Source organism: Coleofasciculus sp., from assembly GCF_046565525.1.
Lineage (GTDB): Bacteria > Cyanobacteriota > Cyanobacteriia > Cyanobacteriales > Coleofasciculaceae > Coleofasciculus.
In genome coordinates this window covers 1-22,989 of record NZ_JBKHUP010000109.1, presented here as the reverse complement: position 1 = coordinate 22,989, position 22,989 = coordinate 1, and the positions used below count along the sequence as shown (strand labels likewise).

The following is a 22,989-nucleotide window of genomic DNA, read 5'->3' as shown; positions in this document are numbered from 1 at the left end:
CTGATTTGGGATAACATCTTTTGTCACCTTAATATCACTAAATCCACCCTTTTGTAGGGGCGGGTTTAACTACTAACATTTGTTGTCACCCTGATGTCACTAAACCCGCCCCGACTAACAACCATAATCCTGGCGACAAAAACCAAGCCTAACGGGATCAGGTTTGAAACTGTTCCCTCCCCTCACCACAAGACTTATTCAGCAGACCCTAATTAACAGCATATTCGGTGAATTGGCGTTTAAAGGGGGAATGAAAGCCGATTACGATATCGCTTTTCGGGATTCCCATTTCTACGAGTTCGGCTGCAATGTCGTTTTCTGTACCGTTGTGTTGAAGCCAGATTTTTCCGTCTTTAATATTAAGATGTAAAATACAACCATAGATCCGTCGTTCGCCCTGCCAACCAATATGCACAAGTTGGTAGTGATCTCTAGTCGTGTCGAAAATAAGTTCAGTTTCAACCTCTTGATCGTCACGGCTAAATGCGGCATAATCTTGCAGGAGTTTCTGCACAATTTCACGGTATTGATCTAGTTTAGCCATTGGTCAATAACCTCCTGTTGTGGTTTGTAAACAATTAATTTTAATTGTTGGCTATTAATGATGCCTTGGGCAAGTTGGGTAGCGAAAAAGGAAGTATAGGTATCTAGTGGTACAGCAAGATATAGAATGTATTCTGGATATTGTTCTGCCAGGAGGATGCGATAACTGATGAACTGTCCAAGAGCGCTATAAAATTCTGAAATAGTAGAGTTTTGCAGAAAGCTTTTAACCTCAACGGCAATCTTTTGTCCGTCTCGTTCTGCGGCTAAGACTTTCTCGGCTCCCAGGTCAATATACAGCTTGCCTAGCTCATAGCGTAGTAAAAGGGGATCGTGGGTAATTATCCAGCCGTCTTTTTCAAGGGCACGGCGAACAATATCGTGAAAGGTATCTTTTCTAGACATCAGGTTATACCTTGCTGTTTAAGGTAAATGTAGATTAACTCACATTTTTCCAGAGAATATATCGCTCATACCTCAAAAACATCTGTTCGTTCAATCATAAACCATTCATGATATAAAATTGCCAAAAAGAAATCTTCATCTTTCACTTTATCGCAAACAGCCATATAGCCGGAGAAAAACGGGTCATCATCATAGGTGGTATCCTTGAGAAACAGCGTCAGCGAGTTACCATCCGCACTCCAAATAGAACGGATAATCGTGATATTAGCATGATGCTCTCGTTCGATAGGAAGAAGTACCCAACGCCCCTCAATTTCCATAAATTCGGGTTCAGAATATCTGAAAACTGATTCCCAATCTTCGGGACCTTCGTGCTTTTCGATAATTCTGTCCCAGCGGACTGATTTAATTTTTTCGAGAGTGTTTGTTGATAAGTTGGCTAGTTTCATAGTCTGGTTAACCTGAAAAAAGGGATATCAATTGGTACATCTGGATTAATTTTAGTGGCGTGGCACACCTAATTTGATAGATTAGCTTGGGTTCGTAGTAAGGGCTTTAGCCCTATCTTTTGTTGGGCTTAGTTCCTCAACCCAACCTACAATCTATACCACCATTTTAGCTGGGCCACGCCACTAGTTTGTGCGTATCCATTCCAGGATGTCTTTGATTGACTGGCTTGGTGTGAAGTATTTTAGGGGGATGTGGTCAATGGGTTGGTCGGTGATAACACAAATCTCACGCCCGAATTTGCTCAAAGCTGTGAGAAATGCCTCGTTGTAGGAATGGATAGATGATGCGTAAAAGACTAAAAAGGGGCGTTTATTGCTGTTGCGCTTGAGGGATTTCCAATACAGCTTGAGTTCTGGCATTGTTTCGGGTACTGAGTCGCACTCTGGGCAGTTTTGGTCAAGCATCTGGTCGTATATTTCAGCGGGGTTATTGGGTTCGATGCATTGGCTGCTGTCGATGCAAATTAGGTGGATAGTTAGGCTTAGTTGGGGGTCGTTGGTAATGGCACTCTGAAGGCTTTGGGGTAAGTCAGCTTGGTTGAGGGTTTGGGTCTTGGGGGTCGTTGTCTTCTCTACTTCTTCTTGCTGATGCCAAGCTTGATAGAAGTCGGGATAGGTCATGTTTTCAGCGCAGTGCCAAAATATCTGGTAGAGGATGTCGTAGTTTTCTTTATGTTTTATGTAGTCTTTTAAGCCTTTGACTACTACTGAAAGCAAATCGCTTTTAATGACTGCTTTTAAAAAAAATATTGCATCCAAAGCTATTATTTGCTCTTCAGTAGTTTGCAGCAATCCCACCACAGCCCTAGTAGCATCTATATTTCTAAATGCAGCCTTCCCTAAAACTTCAGTAACTTGCTGAAGTATATCTCTATCCTTGCTGGTATTAAGTATCTCAACTAGAGTAGGGACAACAGCAGAGTTATTAGAAGCAATTTCTGCCAATCTATTGATAGCAAATGAATTGATCCTTTGAATAAATTTAAATACGAGTTGATTATGATTATTGTCCAGCCTATATAAAACCTCAATTAGAGCTTTTAAATTTTCTAATTCATTAATGCTTCTTTTTAAGATCGGCTTTCTTCCTAGCAGCCCAATTAGGATATCAATATCATTTAATCTGCTGATAACTTGTTCAATTTTGACCAAATCTATTTCTGCCCTCAGATCAATAAACTTTCTGGGGTTATTTAAGTTTACAGTAGGAAGTTCCAGTGTAAAGTCAGATCGCGTAGGGGTTTGCTTATTCTGTTGAGTGGGTTGTGACAGCTTCTCTAAGGCAGCAATTGCAATGAGATTTCCAGCAGCAAAATTTTTTAAAATCTTTATAGTTTGGATGTGAGCAAAGTTAATATTTTTTGTTTTTTTAAATGATTCTTGGCTACGTTCTAGATGGTTGACAATAACTTCAATGGCTAATGAATTGCCAGGATCTATTTCCAGTAAAAGTTCAGCTAATTGTAGACAATTTTCCTTGCTTGGGTTAGAAATCAGCCGACCAATCAACACATCAATTACTTTCTGGCGATGCGTTCGTAACAATGCAAATTTAGCTTCCTTTGCGATGAGAGAAAGCATTTTTGAGGTTAAAGTGCGAAGTTTCCATTTAATAAGGTGTTCTATAATCTCATTAACACGCTCACCAACCCTAAACTCAGCAATTCCAAATGCTGCTATAAAATAAGCTTGATAATAATAAAATTTTCCACACCCATCCTGAAAAGTTACTAACTTTTGGATAAACTCCTCTTTTTGTCCCTTTGCTACCTCTTCTCGCCCCAGCCACAATAAAATCACCTCTTTCCACTGCGGCTCAAAAATGCGGTATCTGTCTGAGACTGGCTTAGGATTACAGTTATCGTGAGCGCGAGGTAAGAAAAAGTCCCAATCATCAATCGCCAGCGCTGCAAAATATTCCTGAAACGTCGGATGAAAGAAAGCGTAAACAGGTTCATCTGGATTTTCGGCTGCCATGCCTACATGATTAATCCAACTTACACGACAAGCTAAATCAAACAACGACTTATCAAACTTATCCAGTTCCCGACGAACAAAAGATTTTCGTAGCCGAAACTTAGTTGTCTCTTTATCAATCGCATTTTTCGCCAACTCTCCCAACGCTTGCTCAAGGAGTTGACGTTTATCTTCATCAAGTTCACGTTTGTCTTTCCACTCGTAAAACGTCTCAACAAAACCTTTGTAAAGTTCAGCTTTAGTCTGTGGCAATTCTCCTTGTCGCCGTTTCCAAGTTCGACACAGCAGAGTCAACCGCAAAGGATTTTTAACCAAGTCTCGAATTCGCGGTTGCGATCGCTCCAACTTTTCGATTAATTTCTCTCCTTTCGTTGGTTCACCAGCTTTGGAAAAGAAACGGTGGATAAAATCACCAACTAAGCCAGGATAACTCAACGGTTGGATGCGATACTTCTCAAAAGCATAAAGGTTATTTTTGCCAACATCCCAAACATTTACCCGACAAGTCAGCACAATTCGCGCCTCGCTTACCCAACCCTGCAACTGCTCCTTAAGGTTAGATAGCAGATTACCAGTTGCTGAAATTTCATCAACTCCATCTAACAGCAACCACACTCGACCTAAATTAAACTGCTCAACAAAGTCATCCTGAATATCTTCTGGAACACTCTGCTTGGAAATAGCATACTTTAGCCAATCTTCTAGAAGATATTTATCTAGTACCTTTTCCTTTAAGTCTGCCAACTTGATGAAAACAGGTAAACCTCCAGCATCCTCCACTGCTTTAGCAATCTCTTGTAAAAGGGTTGTTTTTCCAGCCCCCGGTTCTCCAATAACTGCAATTTTTCTATCCCGATTCTTAAGACTGTCTCCCGTTTCCAAAACTTGAGCGAGAAACTTGTTATGTTCAACAGGTATTTCATCCTCAATGGGTGCTTGTACCTGAAAATGCTCCGGTGATAAATCGTCCTTTAGCTGAGGTCGCTGTTTGCGCTCTACCAATTCCAATGGCACGATATCTTCAAGGGTTAATTTCACACCATCCCCATGTAGTAAGGGATTGATAGATAAGTCGGTGGGAAGCATTTTTCGGCAACAGCCTTGCCAGTCAAACTCATCTCTTACAGCTTCAGCACTACCTCCAGATTTTTTGAACGTCGCCTCTAACGCTTTAGACTTATCTGGTCTGCTGTCTTCCCACGTCTTCTCAAACTTCTGAAGGTTCTTTTCCTTATCCTTTGACCACAGCGTTAGCGTGAAGTGCCAGGTATCAACTCCTTTAGTTTGGGTGCGGTTGTCCTTCAGAATCTTGAGGAAGTTTTTCAGAATCTTAAGCGCTTCTCGGATTTGAGAGTCGGTTAACTGACCAGGATATTTGTCTTTTGCCGTCAGCAGTTCCAGAACAACTCGCCTTGTCCTGACAATCAGCTTGGGGTTAGCACTATCCTCTGCTTCCCACTTGAACTCAATATCTAAGCCAGACTCCTCAAATTCCCAATTGACAAACGAAAGCAACGCCTCTAAAAGTCGCTTCACCCGCGCTTTAACTGTAGGACCATAAGTATTTCGCGCCATTTGAGTCTAGAAAATTTACCAAAAGTCTGGGGCTACCCCTAATTTCTTTTACAGCCCCAAATCCCTACAATCCTGATTCTAAAAGATTTACAGCCCTATTTGGGGTGTTTGCTTGAGGGTACGACCTTAAAGAGAACCTTGATTCAACAACATTTCAAGGTTCTCACAATGAACAACTCTCAACCAACCAAATCGATCCATTCCAGGAAATACACGAAAATTGAAAAAAGTCAACAAAAACAACAAAGGTTTTTGCGGCGAGTCATAACTGGCGCACTCGTCGCGCAAGCTACACTCATTGTGGTGAATGGCAATCTTGATGTACTCTCAGGTCAACCAGTACTAGATGTTATCCCAGGGATGATCACTCAGGGCATTGAACTGATACTCAAAACCCAAGGTGTACAAAAAAGATTGAAAACGCGCGATCGCAACTGCAACTCCTGTTCCGACTAATATCTTTAGGACTTACGCAAAAGCTCTATCTGTAGGGTGTGTTAGCGTAGCGTAACGCACCTTAACCAATATATATGGTGTGGCTGTGTAAGTCCTGATCTTGCATCTTTGCCAGTAAGCCCCGACACCCGATAATCCAAGCTTTGTAGACTAAAACTCTTATCCAGTCAGCTTTAGCTGACTTTCGCTTTTAGCCTTGGGTTTAAACCCAAGGCGGTTTAATTACGGTGCCATAACGTTCTCTGGAAACTGCCCAGTCATATTACCCGCAGGCGAATATTGGCAAACCACATAGAAAGCATTGTACTGAGTTCCTTGAATGGTTTTGACGCCCTGTGCCGCACCACATCCTAATTGGGTACTATTCTTCCACACCACCTGAGTAAAATGCCCTGTTTCCGAAGAAAATCCAGGATTGGCATAGTCATAGTCTGAAACCTCGTTGTACCAATTTGTAACCGCTTGGTTCGCCAGGGTAGCAGCGTCTACAGAGGATGCTGTCGTGTACGAAACATAGATGTTTTCTCCTGCATCCGAGTTACTGTGTTCAAAAACGCCATTACTTGCCAGATAATTCGCCCAGTTTTGAGCGCTGTTGTTCAGGGAATCACTCAGAGTCATATCTGGACTATTATGGGTGTTCCGATAGGTATTGTGCTGAGACAAAGCTGTGCTACGCAATGTACCTAAGTTTATCCCTGTCTGCCCATTAACTGGGTTACTGCTGATTATCCCTAAGGGAATCATCGTCGCCAAACCGAGACAAATACCTTTAACGAATTGCTGCTGATTCATATAGACTACTCCCGTCTGCAGATGGAAAAAAATTATATATCAAAGCTAACTGAACAATTGGCTTATAACGTGTTTATTTACAATAATTAATGTTGCAGCGTGAGAGTTTTATTTCTTTAAGGTTATATAACAATTAAGGTGGCGGCGAGATTTCATGGGATTGAGTCGCAATTGAGAACTCAATTAAGTCCGAGTCAACGGGTTCAGATAATTGTTGAAAGTGATACTGATCAGGTAGTTTAACCATTTACGAGTTACAAGAAGCCCTGGCGGGAATGAGTATCAGGATTTAGTCGGAAATCCCAGTGGTTTTGCCTTTGATTTAGCGCAACCGGGAAGTGTTATTAATGCGGGGAATTCAGCGTCGGAAATGGAGACGCGATCGCTAACAGTATAACAGCAAAAACCGCAACATTATCGGCGTCTAACAATTTAATGTTAGTTCCCGTAGGGGCGCATCGACGTGCGCCCTCTTTGGTAACAACAGGAGATTTAAATCTTTTAGCTAGGAGTACAGTTATTGCGCGAGATAATCTGGCGCATCCGTTTATCGCCCAAGCTGGCGGGAATTTGTATATTCAGGGGAATCAAGGGATTGACATTTGGGCGCTGAATCATCAAGAGATACCGTTTGTCAGTGGCGGAAATCTCAGTTTAGTCAGTAATGGGATTATTTCGGGAGATGCTCACTTTGCCAGTGGCGGAAGTTTGGCAATGCTTAATTTATCGGGGGAACCAGGTGATTTTGTCAGTTTGAATGACCCGATTATTAGAAGTAATGGAGATGTAACCCTTGGAAAGTATATCGGTGCATCCACGACGGACAAAAGTTTCTAATCGAAAACTACAGTATCGGCTTTGTTCCCAGCTTCAGCCTCACCGATACCCCTCAGCGCCTGTAAAACCGCCGTCGGCGATGAAAATGCCGAGATGGGATTTGCAGGTTTAGCCGTACAAGCCGGGGTCAAATCCGCCCTCGCCAGTCTCTGGAAAGTCAACGATGCTGGCACATTAGCCCTGATGACAGGATTTTATTCCCAACTTGGCAAAGACGAAATTACCATCAAAGCCAAAGCCCTGCAACAAGCCCAAATTGCCATGCTGCGGGGAGACGTGCGGATTGAATCGGGTCAACTGGTGGGAACAGATATAACCGTCAGCCTACCGCAACAGTTAAAAAACCTGAATGATTCTCAACTATCCCATCCCTATTATTGGGCAGGATTCACTATGGTTGGCATTCCTTGGTAATTTCCACGATTTTTTAGTCGCCCTACTTACGCATATTTGCACTTTTGGGTCAATGCGTAAGTCCTAATCTTGTTACCATCAATTTGCCGATACTTAAACGAAACTACGGCGCCAAAACGTTCTCAGCAAACTGTCCAGTCACATTACCCGCAGGCGCATAATGGCAGACGACATAAAAGGCGTTATACTTAGTACCGCTAATGGTTTTGACGCCCCGTGCCGCACCACAACCTAATTGGGTACTCTTTTTCCACACCACCTGAGTAAAATGCCCTGTTTGGGAAGAAAACCCTGGATTGTTATAGTTATAGGCTGAAACCTCGTTATACCACCTACTCACCGTTTGGTTAGCCAAAGTAGCCGAGTCTATGGAAGATGCCGTTGTATAGACAGCGTACAAGTTTTCTCCTGCATTATTACGTTGACTGGAGCTACTATGTTTAAAAACGCCATTAGTAGCCAGATAATTCGCCCAAGTTTGAGCGCTACTGTTGAGGGAACTACTCAGGTTCATAGAAGGACTATGATGGGTGTTCCGATAGGTATTATGCTTAGACAGGGCTGCGCTGCGAAATGTACCTAACTTTATGGATGTCTGCCCATTAACTGGATTACTGCTGATTATCCCCAAGGGAATCATCGTTGCCAAACCGAGACAAACAACCCGAAAGAATTGCTTCCGATTCATTGGCTACTCCTGTTTGCGGATGAAAAAAGTTTGTATATCCAAGCTAACCCATCAATGATACTGTTGGTCAATTAACTAGGTGAAAGACCTCTCTCCGTGCCGGCAAGGGGCTTTCAGGCTCCCCCTTCCGTGCAACAAAAGCTCCCGCATCCGCTGGCTTCCCCTCAAGCAAAAGGTTTTCTCCTCTCCCAGGGGGGTGGGAAGGGGGCTGGGGGGTTAGGTTTTTCGACTTTACCAACAACATCATCAATTTACTCACAGAAGCTGATTCGTAAATTTCTTGTAACAAAAGTGACAGCATTTAATCATCAAAAAGTAAACTTCCATGTCATTTGCTTGTGCTTTCCGGTAAAAGTGATTACATTAGAAATTGAAGCACCAAGGCTTCTAATGACAGAAGTTAAACAACACTATCAAAGTAGGAGGCATAAAACCGACTGACAAATTCTATCTCTATTTCTTCAGTAATAAGTAGCAGCAACGCTCAACAAATTGCTCAGATTTCCTAAAATTACCAACTAGGGAGATGAAGCACTTAGAAGTCAATTTTTAGTGCGACTCCAGATAGGATTAACTAAAACAGGAAATCATTTAAGCAATCTAGTTTTGAGAGTTGCTGTTGCTTTGTGGTTTTTCATTCGTCATTCGTCATACTCGCTTCTGTTCACGCAAGCCAAGTTTAAAACACAGACTGAACGATAAAATTATAGAACCCTTCTTTTCCAGACTGTAGAGACGTTGCCTGCAACATCTCTAGAAGGCTATGTCTCTACATTACTCTTGCTCTTGAAATACGTCACAGGAGAACATCTCCGTTAATGTCCGCAGATAGGGTAAAAAGGTTGCCATATTTTCGGGAGATAGGCGATTATACATTTCCCAGCCAATGGCTTTAAGCATATCTTGCACTAAACGCCAGCCCACACGCAGACGCGGATAAAGCATGACGCATAAGGGAAACAGTTCTCGCTGCACCGCCCGAATGTCATCTTCTAAGACACACAGACACAGATACACCTGAAACATTTCCACGTCGCGGATACTGGCAATTCTCACCGTTTTACTCATCAACGGACCGCTGTAGGTTTCATACTTAGGATTCTGACGGCAAACTTGTTGGCAAACGGAAATAGCTAGTTTCGTGCTGATGGGTAACAGATTTTGCACGGCTAATAGCGCCGGTGAATTGTAGGGATGGTTAGCCGCCGCATCATACGCCGCTTGTAGGGGCATATACATGTGGTCATCCATTACCTTTAAATAGGGAAGCCACAGTTTTTGTTCCGCTGGCGAGAGCCAATCGAGTATCTTTTGACCCGTATAGTGGAACTGCATACTGACAAAACCGATCGCACGCCGATCAACGCTAGTATATTTTTGGCGTACTTTACCAAAATCTTGACCGACAATCACCGATAAGCGTCGTGGTGTTGCCCGTTGAGCATAAGCATTCGCCGTCTTTTGGAACAGACAACGAGTATCGGCAGCAATTTCTAAGGGATTGACTAATTCAGGATTAATACCATGACGCCGAATTTCTTCCGATAGCAGCGTTTCAGTCAATGACCAAGCTTGGGCGCTGGCAAAGTTGAGCTTTTGCATCATTTTCTCTGCCGTGCTTTTTCTGGCTTCGAGTGATGCACTTTCTTTAAGATCCGCCGCCGCTAATGTGGAGGCTGAGTCATCTTGGTTGGTGACAGCGGTATAGTATTTCTTTGCCCAAAGCACCGCCAAGGAATGAACGTTCGATGTTGACGAGTTGGGTGTTTTCTCAACAGTGGAACGCTGACGCTGTGTCGGCTGGGACACGGACTGCTCTGTGGACGCGATAGAATAAGTCATGGTAAAAATCCTGCTACACTCTCATTTCCCTTCAATGGAGAGGATGCAAAAAGCCCTATGTCTCACCTTTTGACAGGTGAGTGTCAATCAGTACTGATTATGTATCCTCTCGGCGTTAAAAAAAGTCGGATGTTATATGGAAACTTTAAAAGAGCAGAGTCTACCTCTGAACCCTTTTCCCTGACAAGGAGGGGTTCGAGTGGCGATAACGACTCTGCTCAAAAATCGCTTCTGTCATATTTTTGGTATTTTTATCATTCATAATACAGGAAAGTCACAATTATTAAAAGAAATAAACCATTCTCATTTAGTTTTCACCAAACTGGTGGGAGTGACAGGGGATAACCCGTCGATTGCCTTCTAGGAAAGGGTTAACCGTGGACGGGGTGGGGGAGGCATTATTCTCAGATAACTGGGCTGAGAGTGATTAAAGTGACTGGGATCACACTTTCTATGTTACCTTGCCCACTGATGTAAAAGATAGGAGTAGTATTTTTTCTTATCGACGGTATCCAGAACCCGAATCCGTTTTCCTCCCGCCTCGACCTGGATACGACCTTGACTCGAACCCTGGGGAATCACGGTAGTTTCCCGGTCTTGCCAGGTAAAGAACTCGGGATGAGCCAGATAGGTGGTGGCGAGAACATCCCAGAAATAATAGTCTTGGGGAATCACTAAAGCGTAACACTGACCCGCAAAATCGGAAATGGGATAGCGACGCTGTTTCCCCAGTTGGTAAACAAACTCAGAGGTAACGGGGACAGTATTTGTCAAGTCAAGGGGACAAAGGACAATGGGAATCTGAGTTTGCCAGATCTGATGTACGGCGAGGGGGTCCCAATAGGCGTTCCATTCCGCTGAACCGTCTTGTCCCGGTTCCAGGCTCACTTCCACGTTACCGGGAACGTCAATTGCACCCCCCATCCAGACGATTTGCTCAATCTTCGCTTCGATATGGGGGGCGAGATTGAGGGCGGTGGCGACAGTGGTGAGAGGTCCTGTCACCATTAGGGTAACGGGTTGGTCAGCCGTTTGCAGCGATCGCACGATAAACTCTTGACCGCTTTCCTTAAGCAGAGGGGTTTGGATGGTGTCATTCTGGTTAAGAATTGGCAGATGATCCACAATAAACGAATCCCGGCGGTAAAGGGCGGGAAACGGATTAATCCCACGTACCGTACTTTCAGCAACGGGGATATGAGAACATCCGATTAGGTCTAAAATTTTGCGTGTGGCGCTAACAGCAGGTTGAATATAGCAATCAGCCGGGGTGACAACGATACCTAAAGGTTGGATGTGCTCCATTGTCATTAGTAGGACGGTTGCCAAGTAATCATCGACACCGCCATCATGATCCATTAGGACGAGAGGTTTGGACACGAGGAGAAATTTTCCGCGAGCATACACTTGATTATTATCTCTCAATTCTCATCCCTGACCAGAGGGATCTAAATTGTCCGACTTATGTGTGACTTATGTCTGAATTGGCGGGATGAGACAGGTGAGAAGACTATGATCACAGCAGGGTGATTCAAGTATTTAATCATGTCGCGATCGCTAAAAGTTGCTCCCCAGTATATCGAAACAGTCAAAGCTGCACTGCGGCGGAATCGTTTTGCCCGTCAGCAAGACTTAGCTGAGAGTGTACAACTATCCCGAGGCACAGTCTGGAATTTCCTCAATGGCAAACCTGTGGATTATTTGAATTTTTATGAACTCTGCCAGAAATTGGGGCTGAATTTAGAGGACTTTGCTGATTTCTCTGTCGGGGATAAAAACTCATCCTCGGTGGTAGAAGTAGATGAAGAACAAACTGATACTGAACCCGAAGTCTCTACCTATATCCTGCGCCCTCCCAGTGAATCGCGTTGCTATGAAACCATAGTCAAGCCTGGTTCCCTACTGCGGATTAAAGCCCCAAAGCGGATGGGAAAAACCTTGCTTATTGATAAGATTCTCGAACGGGCAGTCAAAGAAAATTATCGCACCGTTCGCTTAAACTTACTCCAAGCTGATCAAGCTGTTTTGTGCGGACTCGATGAATTTTTGCGCTGGTTCTGTACATTTGTCAGTCGGCGGTTAAAATTACCGACTAAACTGGCGGAGTATTGGGAAGAAGGATTAGGAAGTTCTCAGAATTGTACGATTTATTTTGAAGATCATCTGTTATCTCAATTAGAGCAGCCATTAGTCTTGGCATTAGATGATGTTGATCGAATTTTTCCCTATCCCAAAATTGCTGAAGACTTTTTTGGTATGCTGCGAGTTTGGCATGAGGAAGCAAAAACCAGCCGACTGTGGCAGAAATTACGGTTAGTGATCGCCCATTCTACCGATGTTTATATTCAGCTTAGTACAAATCGTTCACCGTTTAATGTCGGTGTGCCAATTGAGTTACCAGAGTTTACACCCGAACAAATGCAAGAGTTAGCCCAACAACAAGGATTAGATTTGGATAATTCTCAAGTGACTCAGCTAATAGAGACGGTAGGAGGACATCCGCATCTGATCCAGCTTGCTATTTATTCCCTGACTCGTAAAGATATTACGTTTGACAAACTCTTGGAAACGGCTGCTACCGAATCAGGAATTTACAGCAATCATTTACGGGGACAGTTGTGGAATTTACAACAGTATCCTGAGTTAGCCGCAGCGATGAAAACGGTAGTTGAGGCAAATTGTCCTGTGCCATTGGAATCGATGCTGGCGTTTAAGTTACAAAGCTTAGGTTTAGTACAGTTAGAGAATAATTCTGTCAAGCCGCGTTGTCTGCTATATTCCCAATATTTTTCCCAGAAGCTTAGAGGTAGGGAAACATAAATCAAAAGCCTTTATTACCCCCTTTTGCTACGGCGATTGAAATCGCGGCTACACAAACAAAGTCCGCCTTCGCGGACTGGGTGATCACGGGGGTAGCTAACCCAGATTTTGTATTAACAAAAAAACTGGCTCACCTATTGTATTATCACCAAATAAGTCAATTTAAGCCAGCAAACCCCTCTCCCCCAGCCCCACTCCATCCCCCCTAGCCCCCCTTGGGAAGGGGGAAGCCAGAGGATGCTTCGCTTCTGTTGCATGGGGGGAATGAGGGGAGAGGGGAGTAAGAAAGGGGTTATAATCTATTCCATCATTTTAGGTTGTAGGTTGGGCAAACGCAAGGAAACCCAACAAAATCCAAGTGTTGTTTCTTAAAGCAATATATTGTCCACTACTACGAAGGACAAATGACCAATGACTAATTACGAATATCAATTTGGTGGAAGTTTAGCCGCTGATGCTCCCAGTTATGTAATGCGTCAAGCAGACCAAAATCTTTATCAGGCGTTAAAGGCTGGAAAATTTTGCTATGTGTTGAACTCGCGGCAGATGGGAAAGTCTAGCTTACGGGTGCGAACCATGCAAAAATTGGAAGAAGAAGGGATAAAATGTGCTGCAATTGATCTGACAATAATTGGCAGTGAGAATGTCACCCAACCCGGTTGGTACATGGGGATATTTTACGATTTATTTAGAAAGTTTGATCTATTGGATAAAATCAACAAAAGGGCATGGTGGAAAGATCGGGAATCTTTATCGCCTGTGCAGCGATTGAGCATTTTTTTTGAGGAGGTATTGTTAGCAGAAATATCGGAAAATATTGTTATTTTCATCGATGAGATTGATACGGTACTCAGTTTAGGGTTCTCAACCGATGATTTTTTTGCTTTGATTCGGGGGTGTTACAATCAACGGGTTGACAATCCCGCTTATAAACGGTTGACTTTCTGTCTACTGGGTGTAGCCACGCCTTCAGATTTTATTCAGGACAAAAATCGCACACCGTTTAACATTGGTTGTGGAATCGAACTCTGTGGTTTTGAATTAGATGAAGCACAACCCTTAGCTGAGGGATTAGTGGGTAAAGTTGATAATCCTCAGATAATTTTAAAAGAAATTTTGAGTTGGACAGGAGGACAGCCATTTCTCACCCAAAAGCTTTGTCAAATTGTTTATGATGCTTGTGGAGAATCCCAACATTCTTTAAAGCCAGGAGAGTCAGAGAAACAGTGGGTGGAAAAGTTGGTGCGATCGCACATCGTCGAAAACTGGGAGTCTCAGGACAATCCAGAGCATTTAAGGACAATCCGCGATCGTATTCTTAAAAATGAGAAACACGCTGGGCGACTGCTGGGGCTGTACCAGCAGATTTTGCAACAAGGAGAAGTTGTTGCGGATGATAGTCACGAACAAATGGAATTGCGGCTATCTGGGGTTGTTGTCAAGGAACAAGATTTTTTAAAAGTTTATAACCGCATTTATGAATCAGTTTTTGATTTAAATTGGGTGGGTAAAACACTGTCAAAAATGCGACCATACGCTGAAGCAATAACTGCTTGGTTTAATTCAAATTACCAGGATGAATCGCGACTATTGCGTGGCAAAGCACTATGGGATGCTAACATTTGGGCAGAAAACCAAAGCTTGAGTGATTTAGACCATCGGTTTTTGGCAGCTAGTCAAGAATTAGAAAACCAAGAAATTGAAAATAAATTTAAAATTACTTTAGCGCTTAAAGAAGAAGAGAGTCGGATATTAGCTGAAGCAAATCAAATATTGACCGAAGCGCAACAGAGAGCTAAGCGAAAGATCTGCGTAGGTTCTGCCATCCTGTTGAGTACTTTAGTTTTTGCCGTAACAGGGATTGTACTAGCACAGCATAAAATTAGAAAGGCAGAGGTAGTGGCAACTCAAAAGGTCATAGAGGCAGATAGTAAAGTTGCTCGTACTAATGCTGAAGTAAAAAAACTTAAGCAACAGTCCGAAAAAAACAAGCGAACGGCTGATCAAAGAGTCCAGGCTGCTCACCAAAATTTGCAGGCAACTCAATTTGAGTTAAAAACTGTAAATGAGCAGTTAAGATCAGCTATTCAGCGAAGAAGTCAAGCAGAAGGAAAAATAGAAAATATGAACAGCTCTATTCAAATATTAAATCAAAAATTTAAACAGCAAGCAACAGAGATACAAAAAAAGAAGAGGCAAATTCAAGAAGTGACTCAACAAGCTAGAATGGCTGAGGTTAAGGCAAGAAATGCCAATCGAGTCCAACAGCAAGCGGAGGCTGAGGCTCAAGAAACTCAAGCTAACCTTACTCAAGCAAAACTAGATTTCGCACAAGCACAGGTAGCCATTGAAAATGCACAGGAGAGTACTAGACTGGAACGACAAGGAGTTGATGCTTTGCGAAAATTTGAGTATCCAGGCAGAGAAATAGAAGCTTTACTTTTAGCAATGAAGACTGGGCAAGCCTTGAAAGATTTGGTTAATAAGGCTCAATCTATACCGGATTACTCTACTACCAGTCCTCTATTGGCTTTACAGACAATTCTCGATACCATCAATCAAAGACAACAGTTTTATTCGGTCAATGATGTGAGCTTCAGTCCTAATGGGCAGTACCTTGCCACAGCAGGAGAAAATGGCAAAGCCCAAATCTGGGATTTTTCTGGTAAGCAGTTGGCTGAAATGGAAAGTCATCAGGGTAGCATCAACAAAGTGAGCTTTAGCCCCGACGGGCAAAGCATTGTCACAGCAGGAAAAGATGGTACAGCCCGAATTTGGGATTTGTCTGGTAAAAAGTTGGCTGAAATGAAAGGTCATCAAGGTAGTATCAGCTCTGTCGGCTTTAGCTCCGATGGACAGCGCCTTGCTACGATAGGGCAAGACAACACCGCCCGAATTTGGAATTTGTCAGGACAGCGACTGTATATCATTGAGTGGGATAAGACGAAGTTTAATTCTGGATTCTTTAGCCTCGATGAGGAGCGCATTACCATAGTAGACACAGAAGGCATGCTTGAAATCTGGAATTTCTCAGGAGAGCGGTTAGATCAGTGGCAAGTTGAGCAAGGGAATGTCAGGCAAGTAATTTTCAATGAGCATCGCCTTGCCACGTTAGGGAAAGGCACCATGGGGTACGACACGATTCAACTCTGGGACTTCTCAGGAAAACGGTTGGCTCGATGGCAAGTGAAGCAAGATGGTGTCGGCAAGATAATGTTCAGTCACAAAGAACAGCGTCTCGTCACCCTGGAACGCAACGGTAATGTTCGACTCTGGAATCTTTCAGGGGAGGAGTTAACTGAATGGCAAGTGGCTCAAGGCTGGAATTATTTTGTGTCTTTGAGTCCCGATGGGCAACGCCTTGCCAGTACTGGAGAAGATGGAATGGTTCGACTGTGGAATCTCTCTGGAGAACAGATAGCTGAAATTCAAGGTCAGCTCGGAGAATTCAATCAAGTGATTTTTAGTCCGGATGGGCAGTATATTACTACAGCCGGATACAACGGTGCAGTTAATATCTGGGATTTGTCAGGTCAGCCTGTAACCGAAATTATGAAAGGTCAGGGGGATGCAGTTGATAGTGAAATATTGAGACTGGAACGGACATCAACTAAGAGGGTAACTTTTAGCTGGGATTTGCAGCGTCTTGCTACTGTAGAAGACGACGGTAAAGTCTACATTTGGAATCGTTCAGGACTAAAATTAGCTGAACTTAAAAGTGATCAGGGAAAAGTTGAATATGTCAGTTTTAGCCCGGATGGACAGCACATTGCTGGTGTAGTAACAGTTAAAGAACGGAGCGCTGTAAACATAGGAAGCACAGATTCAAAAGACAATGTGGTGCAACTATGGGATCTATCAGAAGAACTGCCAGTTCCACTCAAAGATTATCCGGATAACGTCAACAGAATATTTTTTAGCTGGGACGGACAGAAGATTGCGACGTTGGGAAAGGACAACATAGCGCGAATCTGGAATCTATCAGGACAAAAAATCGCTGAATTTAACGAGGGAAAGGTTAATGATGTGGCGTTTAGTCGTGATAGTAAACGCCTAGTTACAGTCGGAGATGATGACAAAATTAGACTCTGGAACTTGTCAGGAAAGCAGCTAATAGCTGAATGGAAGGCTTTACAGGGCAAGATTAACTATGTAATGTTCAGCTACGATGGGCAGCGTCTGATTACATCTGGACAGAACGGCACAATCTACATCTGGAATCTGTTGGGAGAAAAGCTAGTTGAGATTAAGGCTCATCGGGGAAATGCTCAAGCCGTACACTTTAGCCCAGATGGACAGACGATTGCTACATGGCAATATGATAAAGAGGGCAAGTGGACAGTCCGAATCTGGGATTTATTAGGGCGTCAGATAGCTGAATTTAGTAATTTCATTAGTTTTAGTCCTGATTGGCAGTATGTTGCTACTTTAGAATACGGCACAATACGGATAAGGCGTATCAGAGGATTAAATGAGCTATTGGATCAAGGTTGCAACTGGCTCAAAGATTATTTTGAAACCTATCCTGAAGAAAAACTAGAAGTATGCCACAAGTAATAACTCTTAGCTTGTTATAGGGTAACTCACAGGAAAATTAACAAAATCATTCAACGCTAGCTAACGCACACGCTTATATATCATGATGCCAAACAATATCGCCGCGATCGCACAATCCAGAGGTCGAGAACTGGTAGACAAATCCCCTCAAGCGTTATTGTGTAAGAAGTCACGCCAATCTGACCCTATCTCTCGTAACACTAAACTTTAAGATTAACGTTAACTATGTTTGATGCTCTCGCCGAACGCTTAGAAGACGCCTGGAAGAAACTACGCGGTCAAGACAAGATATCTCAAGCCAATATTCAAGACGCCCTGAAAGAGGTGCGTCGGGCTTTGCTGTCGGCAGATGTGAACCTGCAAGTCGTCAAAAAATTTGTTGCTGACGTAGAAAGCAAGGCAATGGGCGCTGATGTCATCGCTGGTGTCCGCCCTGACCAACAGTTTATCAAGATTGTCTACGATGAACTGGTGCAGGTGATGGGGGAAAGTAATGTCCCCTTGGCTAAAGCAGATACGCCGCCTACTATCATACTGATGGCAGGTTTACAGGGAACCGGGAAAACGACGGCTACTGCTAAATTAGCTTTACACCTGGGGAAGGAAAACCGCAGTTGCTTGATGGTGGCGACGGACGTTTATCGCCCTGCGGCGATTGACCAGTTGGTGACATTGGGTCAACAAATTAATATCCCTGTTTTTGAAATGGGGACGGATACTAACCCTGTGGAAATTGCCCGTCAGGGGGTTGCCCATGCCAAGGAAACGGGTGTCGATACCGTAATTATCGATACGGCGGGACGATTGCAAATCGACGCCGAGATGATGGCAGAACTTGCCCAGATTAAGGACAATGTTAAACCCCACGAGGTGCTGCTGGTTGTTGACGCGATGACGGGTCAAGAGGCGGCAACGCTAACCCATACGTTTAATGAACAGATTGGGATTACTGGGGCGATTCTGACTAAGCTGGATGGGGATACTAGAGGGGGTGCAGCGTTGTCTGTGCGCCAAGTATCGGGTCAGCCGATTAAATTTGTCGGTGTGGGTGAAAAGGTAGAAGCACTACAGCCATTTTATCCCGATCGCATGGCATCCCGGATTCTGGGTATGGGCGATGTGCTGACGCTGGTGGAAAAAGCTCAAGAAGAAATTGATCTAGCTGACGCCGCCCAGATGCAGGAGAAAATGCTCAATGCTCAGTTTGACTTCAGCGATTTCTTAAAGCAAATGCGGCTGTTGAAAAATATGGGTTCCCTGGGTGGGTTGATGAAGCTGATGCCGGGAATGGGTAAGCTAAGTTCAGATCAACTGGAAAAAGGGGAAGGTAAGCTCAAGCAAACGGAAGCGATGATTAATTCCATGACGGCTGAGGAACGCCGCAATCCGGATTTGCTGGCAGGTTCTCCCAGTCGTCGCCGTCGTATTGCTAAGGGTTCAGGGCATAATGAGCGTGAGGTGAGCAGTCTAATCAGTGAGTTTACCAAGATGCGATCGCTCATGCAGCAGATGGGTCAAGGTCAAATGGGCGGATTCCCTGGTATGGGAGGTATGGGTGGTATGGGCGATATGTTTGGTGGCGGGATGGGAAATCGTTCCCAAACCGGTTGGCGCGGTAGCGGTCCGACGAAGAAGAAGAAAAAGCCGAAGAAGAAGAAGGGGTTTGGTCAGCTTTGAGAAGATAAGGGTTTAGGGTAAGCTGGGGGAGCTGGGGGAGCTGGGGGAGCTGGGGGAGCTGGGGGAGCGGGGGGAGATGGGGAAATCAACAAATGACGAATGACGAATCCCCATTTACCCGAAATCCTTAATCATCGCGTAAAATCAAACAGGTGAGTTATTGGAAACTATGGTCAAAATTAGATTAAAACGATTCGGCAAAAAGCGTGAAGTGAGTTATCGCATTGTGGCGATTGAGAGTAAAGCCCGTCGGGATGGTCGTCCCTTGGAAGAATTGGGCTTCTACAACCCCAGAACCGATCAAACCACTCTGAATGCCCCCGCGATTGCCAAGTGGCTGAAAAATGGAGCGCAGCCCACGGATACAGTACGCAGTATTCTGAAGAAAGCCAATGTCCTTGAACAAGTCAGTGTCTGAAACTGGGCAGAAAACCAGCCCGGATTATGGGGGTCTGGTTCGATTTTTGGTTGAGCCGTTTTTAGAGTCTTCCACGGCGCTGAGTTTAGACTGCGAACGCGCCCATGCTAATGATCGTGTCTGGATTCGGCTGGCTTTTGACGGAGAGGACAAGGGGCGAGTGTTTGGTCGAGGTGGTCGTAACATTCAGGCAATTCGCAAAGTCATTCAAGGAGTGGCTAAGATTGCCGGTGAATCGGTCTATTTGGATATCTATGATGAGTCGGGTGGCACATCCCGCCGTGAAAGCCCTTCAGGGGATAGATCCAAGGAGAGGAAAGGTTCGCCTCGACGCTTACCGTTGCCTAAACCTAACTCTAAGCCTCGTTCTTGATTTGTTATTCGTCATTTGTCATTTGTCCTTTGTTTTCCCTGCCTGCTAATAGTTGCAAGACTTACGCAGCCACACCCGATATACTGGTTAAGGTGCGTTACGCTTCGCTAACACACCCTACTGGCTGATAACTGCTCACTGATAACTGCTCACTGATAACTGATAACTGATGATAAACATTGAGTGAAGTATCTACAACGATTGAATTACCGAGTGTCCAGAGTGCTATGGTACTGGCGGGCGATCGCGAAAGTAACCTGAAGTTGCTCTCTCAACTCACTGGCGGGACTCTGGTTTTACGGGGACAGGAATTGCTAATTTCGGGGACTCAAAAACAAGTTGAGCGTATCTCGTCCGTGGTGCGATCGCTTAAACCTTTTTGGATCGAGGGTAGACGGATTGAAGAGGCGGATATCCGTACTGCTTTTCATGCCTTAGATACCAACCGTCAGGATGAACTTCAGGATTTACATCAAGATGTGCTCGCGCGTACCCGTCGCGGTGATGTGATTCGTGCCAAAACCTTTCGCCAGCGCCAATACGTTAAAGCAGTTCTTAATCATGATTTGACGTTTTGTATTGGACCTGCGGGAACCGGGAAAACCTTTTTAGCGGTGGTATTGGCAACCCGGGCATTACTGGCAAATGAGTATGAACGGCTAATTTTAACCCGACCGGCTGTAGAAGCGGGAGAAAAGTTAGGATTTTTGCCCGGGGATTTACAGCAGAAAGTCAATCCATTTTTACGTCCGCTTTATGATGCCTTATACGAACTGATTGATGGGGAGAAAATTCCCAATTTAATGGAACGGGGGATTATTGAAGTGGCACCGTTAGCTTATATGCGAGGGCGGACACTTAGTAATGCGTTTGTAATTGTTGATGAAGCGCAAAATACTACCCCAGCACAGATGAAAATGGTCTTAACTCGCTTGGGGTTTGGTTCTCGGATGGTGGTTACTGGGGATATTACCCAAACCGATTTGCCGCCGAATCAAGATTCAGGATTAGCGGTGGCACAAAAAATTCTGCGCCCGGTTGATGGGATTGCCTTTTGCGAACTTTCCACTCAAGATGTGGTTCGTAATCCTCTGGTTCAGCGCATTGTTGAGGCTTATGAGAAACATCAGAAATAAGGCAGGAGAGAATTAATATGATATGAGGGCTCTTCTGTGCCGTACCCCTACAGCCCAAGAATAATTAACTGGGTAGGGGCACGATAATATCGTGCCCTGATAGTTTCCTGTTTCCTGTTTCCTGTTGTCGGTTCCCTGTTCCTTGTTCCCTGTTCCCCACTTATCTACTGCGGATTACCAATTAAGGTAAAGGGTGCCCAGTAGTACGGATGAGAGAAGTTGAGATTTTTCACCTTGGCGCGTTCCGAGATTTCTGGGGGTAAGGTTATACTCTTATCTCCATAATTTAATTGACCATTCGCAATACTAACTTCGCCTCGAACCATGGCAAGCTGCGCTCGGCGTAATGCCTCACTTTTAATCGGCACTTGCCTTAATTGACGATAAAATTCAGTCGTGATGCCTAAGGCGCCTTCATCGCTAACGTACCAGAGGGTGGCAAGGGTAGAATCAACACCCGCTTGTAATGCTGAGCCAGCAAAACCGAGTTCAGAGTCTTCATTGCCTAGGGCGGTTCGACAAGCACTTAGCACTAATAAATCCACGGCTGAATCGGATAAGCCTAGTTCCTTGAGTTCATTGAGCCGTAGTTTGCGATTCCACAGTTGAATGTAGGAATTCTCTGGATTCCCCGGCTTGAACTCGGCGTGAGTGGCTAGATGGATGATGCCAAACTCGTTCTGGTTGATTTGTTCTTGCAGATTCTGGAAGGTGAAATTCTCATTGAGAAATGATTTGCCTTTCCACAGATATTCTGTAATGGTGGATAGTTCTATGGGGACAAATGGTAAAGGTTGTAAATCTGAGAATTTTGACGCCCCCATGGCTAGAACTTGACGCGAGCGAATGTCGGGATTAGGAGCTTGGATTAAGCTGAAGCTGGGAATCAAGTTGACACTATAGTTCTCGATCAAGAACTTGTCTCCATCGTGAAGGGCGGCGATGGGAAGCGATCGCAACCCAGAATCCATGGCAAACATTAAACCTTGGATTTGGTGTGCCTCTAAATCGTCCGCCAAGGGTTCGATTAACCATTGGTAGAGTTGCTGGGCTGAATCCAGATAGTTCGTCGATCCGAGGTTGCGCGGATCACTGAGCAATCGCTGGAAGTTTTGAGTCTGTGCTAAAACCTTAGCCCGATTAGCATTTTCGACTCGACGTTGAATGGCTTTACCATCGGCGGTGATCAGCAGCAATTCTAGTTGTTTATTGTCTTGTGCTGAACAATTGCTTGATGCTGAGGGGCTATAACCAAATCGGCGATCTCCGGCGGGTGCAGACTCAGCTTGACAAGCATTGGCATCACGATTCAATGATTGAGGGACAAAGCTGACATAAATCACGGCTGTTTTCAAACCGGTGACTTGTTCAATGTCGCGAGTCCGTTCACTGATATCTTGTAGATTCAGCCGCTTGGTTACGAATTGTTGTTGGAGATAGGTTTCAAATTCTTGGGTAAAATCAGCTTCGAGTTGAGCCACGCGCTCGCTGACATTCTTCGTTTCTGACGAGATTGATGGTTCTTCCTGGCTTGCAGCCTGTTGTTGGGGAGTCTCACTGGGAGTTCCATTCGGGTTATTTCCCGTTGTGGTGTTTCCTCCAGAGGGTTCAGGGGTATTGGAATTATTGTTGGCGACATCGGAGTTGTCGCGGTTGTCGGTGGGGTTAGAGCCACCGTTATTCGCCGCATCACTTCCGTTATCCGGATCACGGCTATAGGTTGAGTCGCCATTGTCAGTGGTATCAGTATTGGCGTTATCTGTATCCGCCGTATCGGTGTTTCCGTTGCTGTTATCTACGGGATCTGTACCGCTATTGTCCGCGATATCCCCATTTCCGGTATCCGGATCACGGCTATAGGTTGAGTCGCCATTGTCAGTGGTATCGGTGTTGGCGTTATCTGTATCCGCCGTATCGGTGTTTCCGTTGCTGTTATCTACGGGATCTGTACCGCTATTGTCCGCGAT

At 44.4% G+C, this 22,989-nt stretch carries 20 protein-coding genes and 1 pseudogene; 12 read left to right on the top strand and 9 right to left on the bottom strand.

The window, feature by feature from the left end; all coding sequences use genetic code 11:
• Window positions 1–208 precede the first annotated feature (208 nt).
• From ACLGGO_RS28885 to ACLGGO_RS28870, 4 genes are all read right to left on the bottom strand, one after another.
• Window positions 209–544: an element excision factor XisI family protein gene (locus tag ACLGGO_RS28885; RefSeq protein ID WP_446359628.1), complete on the bottom strand. Its 336-nt coding sequence runs from the start codon at window positions 542–544 to the stop codon at window positions 209–211.
• Window positions 532–948: an element excision factor XisH family protein gene (locus ACLGGO_RS28880; RefSeq protein ID WP_446421889.1), complete on the bottom strand. Its 417-nt coding sequence runs from the start codon at window positions 946–948 to the stop codon at window positions 532–534. The genes ACLGGO_RS28885 and ACLGGO_RS28880 overlap by 13 nt, the downstream gene beginning before the upstream one ends.
• Window positions 949–1,013: 65 nt before the next feature.
• Window positions 1,014–1,397, bottom strand: coding sequence for a hypothetical protein (locus tag ACLGGO_RS28875; RefSeq protein ID WP_446421888.1), 384 nt, complete (start codon window positions 1,395–1,397; stop codon window positions 1,014–1,016).
• A gap of 183 nt (window positions 1,398–1,580) precedes the next feature.
• The gene (locus ACLGGO_RS28870) at window positions 1,581–5,009 is read right to left on the bottom strand and encodes an NACHT C-terminal alpha/beta 1 domain-containing protein (protein WP_446421887.1); all 3,429 of its coding nucleotides are present in this window, start codon (window positions 5,007–5,009) and stop codon (window positions 1,581–1,583) included.
• 168 nt (window positions 5,010–5,177) lie between these two features.
• Here ACLGGO_RS28870 and ACLGGO_RS28865 point away from each other — a divergent pair, with 168 nt between their 5' ends.
• A complete protein-coding gene (locus tag ACLGGO_RS28865) occupies window positions 5,178–5,465 on the top strand; it encodes a hypothetical protein (protein ID WP_446421886.1) in 288 nt (95 codons plus the stop codon).
• Between the two features lie 222 nt (window positions 5,466–5,687).
• Here the strand turns inward: ACLGGO_RS28865 and ACLGGO_RS28860 are convergent, their stop codons facing one another.
• On the bottom strand, window positions 5,688–6,260 hold the full coding sequence (locus ACLGGO_RS28860) for a CAP family protein (protein ID WP_446333968.1): 573 nt from the start codon (window positions 6,258–6,260) through the stop codon (window positions 5,688–5,690).
• A gap of 435 nt (window positions 6,261–6,695) precedes the next feature.
• On the opposite strand from ACLGGO_RS28860, the gene ACLGGO_RS28855 reads away from it, so the two are divergent.
• A complete protein-coding gene (locus ACLGGO_RS28855; RefSeq protein WP_446421885.1) occupies window positions 6,696–7,097 on the top strand; it encodes a hypothetical protein in 402 nt (133 codons plus the stop codon).
• Between the two features lie 51 nt (window positions 7,098–7,148).
• A pseudogene (locus ACLGGO_RS28850) lies at window positions 7,149–7,511 on the top strand (CHAT domain-containing protein); the annotation flags it as partial.
• A gap of 103 nt (window positions 7,512–7,614) precedes the next feature.
• On the opposite strand, the gene ACLGGO_RS28845 reads toward ACLGGO_RS28850, so the two are convergent.
• The gene (locus tag ACLGGO_RS28845; protein WP_446421884.1) at window positions 7,615–8,199 is read right to left on the bottom strand and encodes a CAP family protein; all 585 of its coding nucleotides are present in this window, start codon (window positions 8,197–8,199) and stop codon (window positions 7,615–7,617) included.
• A gap of 129 nt (window positions 8,200–8,328) precedes the next feature.
• Between ACLGGO_RS28845 and ACLGGO_RS28840 the strand changes: the two genes are divergently transcribed.
• Window positions 8,329–8,640 carry a hypothetical protein gene (locus tag ACLGGO_RS28840; RefSeq protein ID WP_446333973.1) on the top strand — a complete coding sequence of 104 codons (312 nt, stop codon included), beginning with the start codon at window positions 8,329–8,331 and terminating at the stop codon, window positions 8,638–8,640.
• Between the two features lie 333 nt (window positions 8,641–8,973).
• Here the strand turns inward: ACLGGO_RS28840 and ACLGGO_RS28835 are convergent, their stop codons facing one another.
• Window positions 8,974–10,041: a hypothetical protein gene (locus ACLGGO_RS28835; protein ID WP_446333974.1), complete on the bottom strand. Its 1,068-nt coding sequence runs from the start codon at window positions 10,039–10,041 to the stop codon at window positions 8,974–8,976.
• A 199-nt stretch (window positions 10,042–10,240) separates the two neighbouring features.
• Here ACLGGO_RS28835 and ACLGGO_RS28830 point away from each other — a divergent pair, with 199 nt between their 5' ends.
• Window positions 10,241–10,405 (top strand): hypothetical protein, encoded by a 165-nt coding sequence (locus ACLGGO_RS28830; protein ID WP_446421883.1) that lies wholly within the window; start codon window positions 10,241–10,243, stop codon window positions 10,403–10,405.
• Between the two features lie 92 nt (window positions 10,406–10,497).
• Here the strand turns inward: ACLGGO_RS28830 and ACLGGO_RS28825 are convergent, their stop codons facing one another.
• A complete protein-coding gene (locus ACLGGO_RS28825; protein WP_446421882.1) occupies window positions 10,498–11,421 on the bottom strand; it encodes a nucleoside hydrolase in 924 nt (307 codons plus the stop codon).
• Between the two features lie 165 nt (window positions 11,422–11,586).
• On the opposite strand from ACLGGO_RS28825, the gene ACLGGO_RS28820 reads away from it, so the two are divergent.
• From ACLGGO_RS28820 to ACLGGO_RS28790, 7 genes are all read left to right on the top strand, one after another.
• Entirely contained in the window at window positions 11,587–12,861 is a 1,275-nt protein-coding gene (locus ACLGGO_RS28820) for an AAA-like domain-containing protein (protein ID WP_446421881.1), read from the top strand.
• A gap of 411 nt (window positions 12,862–13,272) precedes the next feature.
• The gene (locus ACLGGO_RS28815) at window positions 13,273–17,418 is read left to right on the top strand and encodes an AAA-like domain-containing protein (RefSeq protein WP_446421880.1); all 4,146 of its coding nucleotides are present in this window, start codon (window positions 13,273–13,275) and stop codon (window positions 17,416–17,418) included.
• 82 nt (window positions 17,419–17,500) lie between these two features.
• Window positions 17,501–17,629, top strand: coding sequence for a hypothetical protein (locus ACLGGO_RS28810; protein WP_446421879.1), 129 nt, complete (start codon window positions 17,501–17,503; stop codon window positions 17,627–17,629).
• A gap of 14 nt (window positions 17,630–17,643) precedes the next feature.
• Entirely contained in the window at window positions 17,644–19,095 is a 1,452-nt protein-coding gene (ffh, locus tag ACLGGO_RS28805; protein ID WP_446333978.1) for a signal recognition particle protein, read from the top strand.
• Window positions 19,096–19,264: 169 nt separating this feature from the next.
• Complete coding sequence (gene rpsP, locus ACLGGO_RS28800; protein ID WP_446333979.1) at window positions 19,265–19,513, top strand: 30S ribosomal protein S16; 249 nt, start codon at window positions 19,265–19,267, stop codon at window positions 19,511–19,513.
• Window positions 19,488–19,886 carry a KH domain-containing protein gene (locus tag ACLGGO_RS28795; RefSeq protein ID WP_446333980.1) on the top strand — a complete coding sequence of 133 codons (399 nt, stop codon included), beginning with the start codon at window positions 19,488–19,490 and terminating at the stop codon, window positions 19,884–19,886. Before rpsP ends, ACLGGO_RS28795 begins: the two co-directional genes overlap by 26 nt.
• A gap of 179 nt (window positions 19,887–20,065) precedes the next feature.
• A complete protein-coding gene (locus ACLGGO_RS28790) occupies window positions 20,066–21,022 on the top strand; it encodes a PhoH family protein (RefSeq protein ID WP_446421878.1) in 957 nt (318 codons plus the stop codon).
• Window positions 21,023–21,186: 164 nt separating this feature from the next.
• Here the strand turns inward: ACLGGO_RS28790 and ACLGGO_RS28785 are convergent.
• The coding region (locus tag ACLGGO_RS28785; RefSeq protein ID WP_446421877.1) for a CHAT domain-containing protein at window positions 21,187–22,989 on the bottom strand (1,803 nt) is incomplete at its 5' end.

What these genes read in the sequence shown, in the direction of transcription:
- ACLGGO_RS28885 (WP_446359628.1), bottom strand. Translation starts at nt 544, where the DNA reads ATGGCTAAACTAGATCAATACCGTGAAATTGTGCAGAAACTCCTGCAA.
- ACLGGO_RS28880 (WP_446421889.1), bottom strand. Translation starts at nt 948, where the DNA reads ATGTCTAGAAAAGATACCTTTCACGATATTGTTCGCCGTGCCCTTGAA.
- ACLGGO_RS28875 (WP_446421888.1), bottom strand. Translation starts at nt 1,397, where the DNA reads ATGAAACTAGCCAACTTATCAACAAACACTCTCGAAAAAATTAAATCA.
- ACLGGO_RS28870 (WP_446421887.1), bottom strand. Translation starts at nt 5,009, where the DNA reads ATGGCGCGAAATACTTATGGTCCTACAGTTAAAGCGCGGGTGAAGCGA.
- ACLGGO_RS28865 (WP_446421886.1), top strand. Translation starts at nt 5,178, where the DNA reads ATGAACAACTCTCAACCAACCAAATCGATCCATTCCAGGAAATACACG.
- ACLGGO_RS28860 (WP_446333968.1), bottom strand. Translation starts at nt 6,260, where the DNA reads ATGAATCAGCAGCAATTCGTTAAAGGTATTTGTCTCGGTTTGGCGACG.
- ACLGGO_RS28855 (WP_446421885.1), top strand. Translation starts at nt 6,696, where the DNA reads ATGTTAGTTCCCGTAGGGGCGCATCGACGTGCGCCCTCTTTGGTAACA.
- ACLGGO_RS28845 (WP_446421884.1), bottom strand. Translation starts at nt 8,199, where the DNA reads ATGAATCGGAAGCAATTCTTTCGGGTTGTTTGTCTCGGTTTGGCAACG.
- ACLGGO_RS28835 (WP_446333974.1), bottom strand. Translation starts at nt 10,041, where the DNA reads ATGACTTATTCTATCGCGTCCACAGAGCAGTCCGTGTCCCAGCCGACA.
- ACLGGO_RS28820 (WP_446421881.1), top strand. Translation starts at nt 11,587, where the DNA reads ATGTCGCGATCGCTAAAAGTTGCTCCCCAGTATATCGAAACAGTCAAA.
- ACLGGO_RS28815 (WP_446421880.1), top strand. Translation starts at nt 13,273, where the DNA reads ATGACTAATTACGAATATCAATTTGGTGGAAGTTTAGCCGCTGATGCT.
- ACLGGO_RS28810 (WP_446421879.1), top strand. Translation starts at nt 17,501, where the DNA reads ATGATGCCAAACAATATCGCCGCGATCGCACAATCCAGAGGTCGAGAA.
- ffh (WP_446333978.1), top strand. Translation starts at nt 17,644, where the DNA reads ATGTTTGATGCTCTCGCCGAACGCTTAGAAGACGCCTGGAAGAAACTA.
- rpsP (WP_446333979.1), top strand. Translation starts at nt 19,265, where the DNA reads ATGGTCAAAATTAGATTAAAACGATTCGGCAAAAAGCGTGAAGTGAGT.
- ACLGGO_RS28795 (WP_446333980.1), top strand. Translation starts at nt 19,488, where the DNA reads ATGTCCTTGAACAAGTCAGTGTCTGAAACTGGGCAGAAAACCAGCCCG.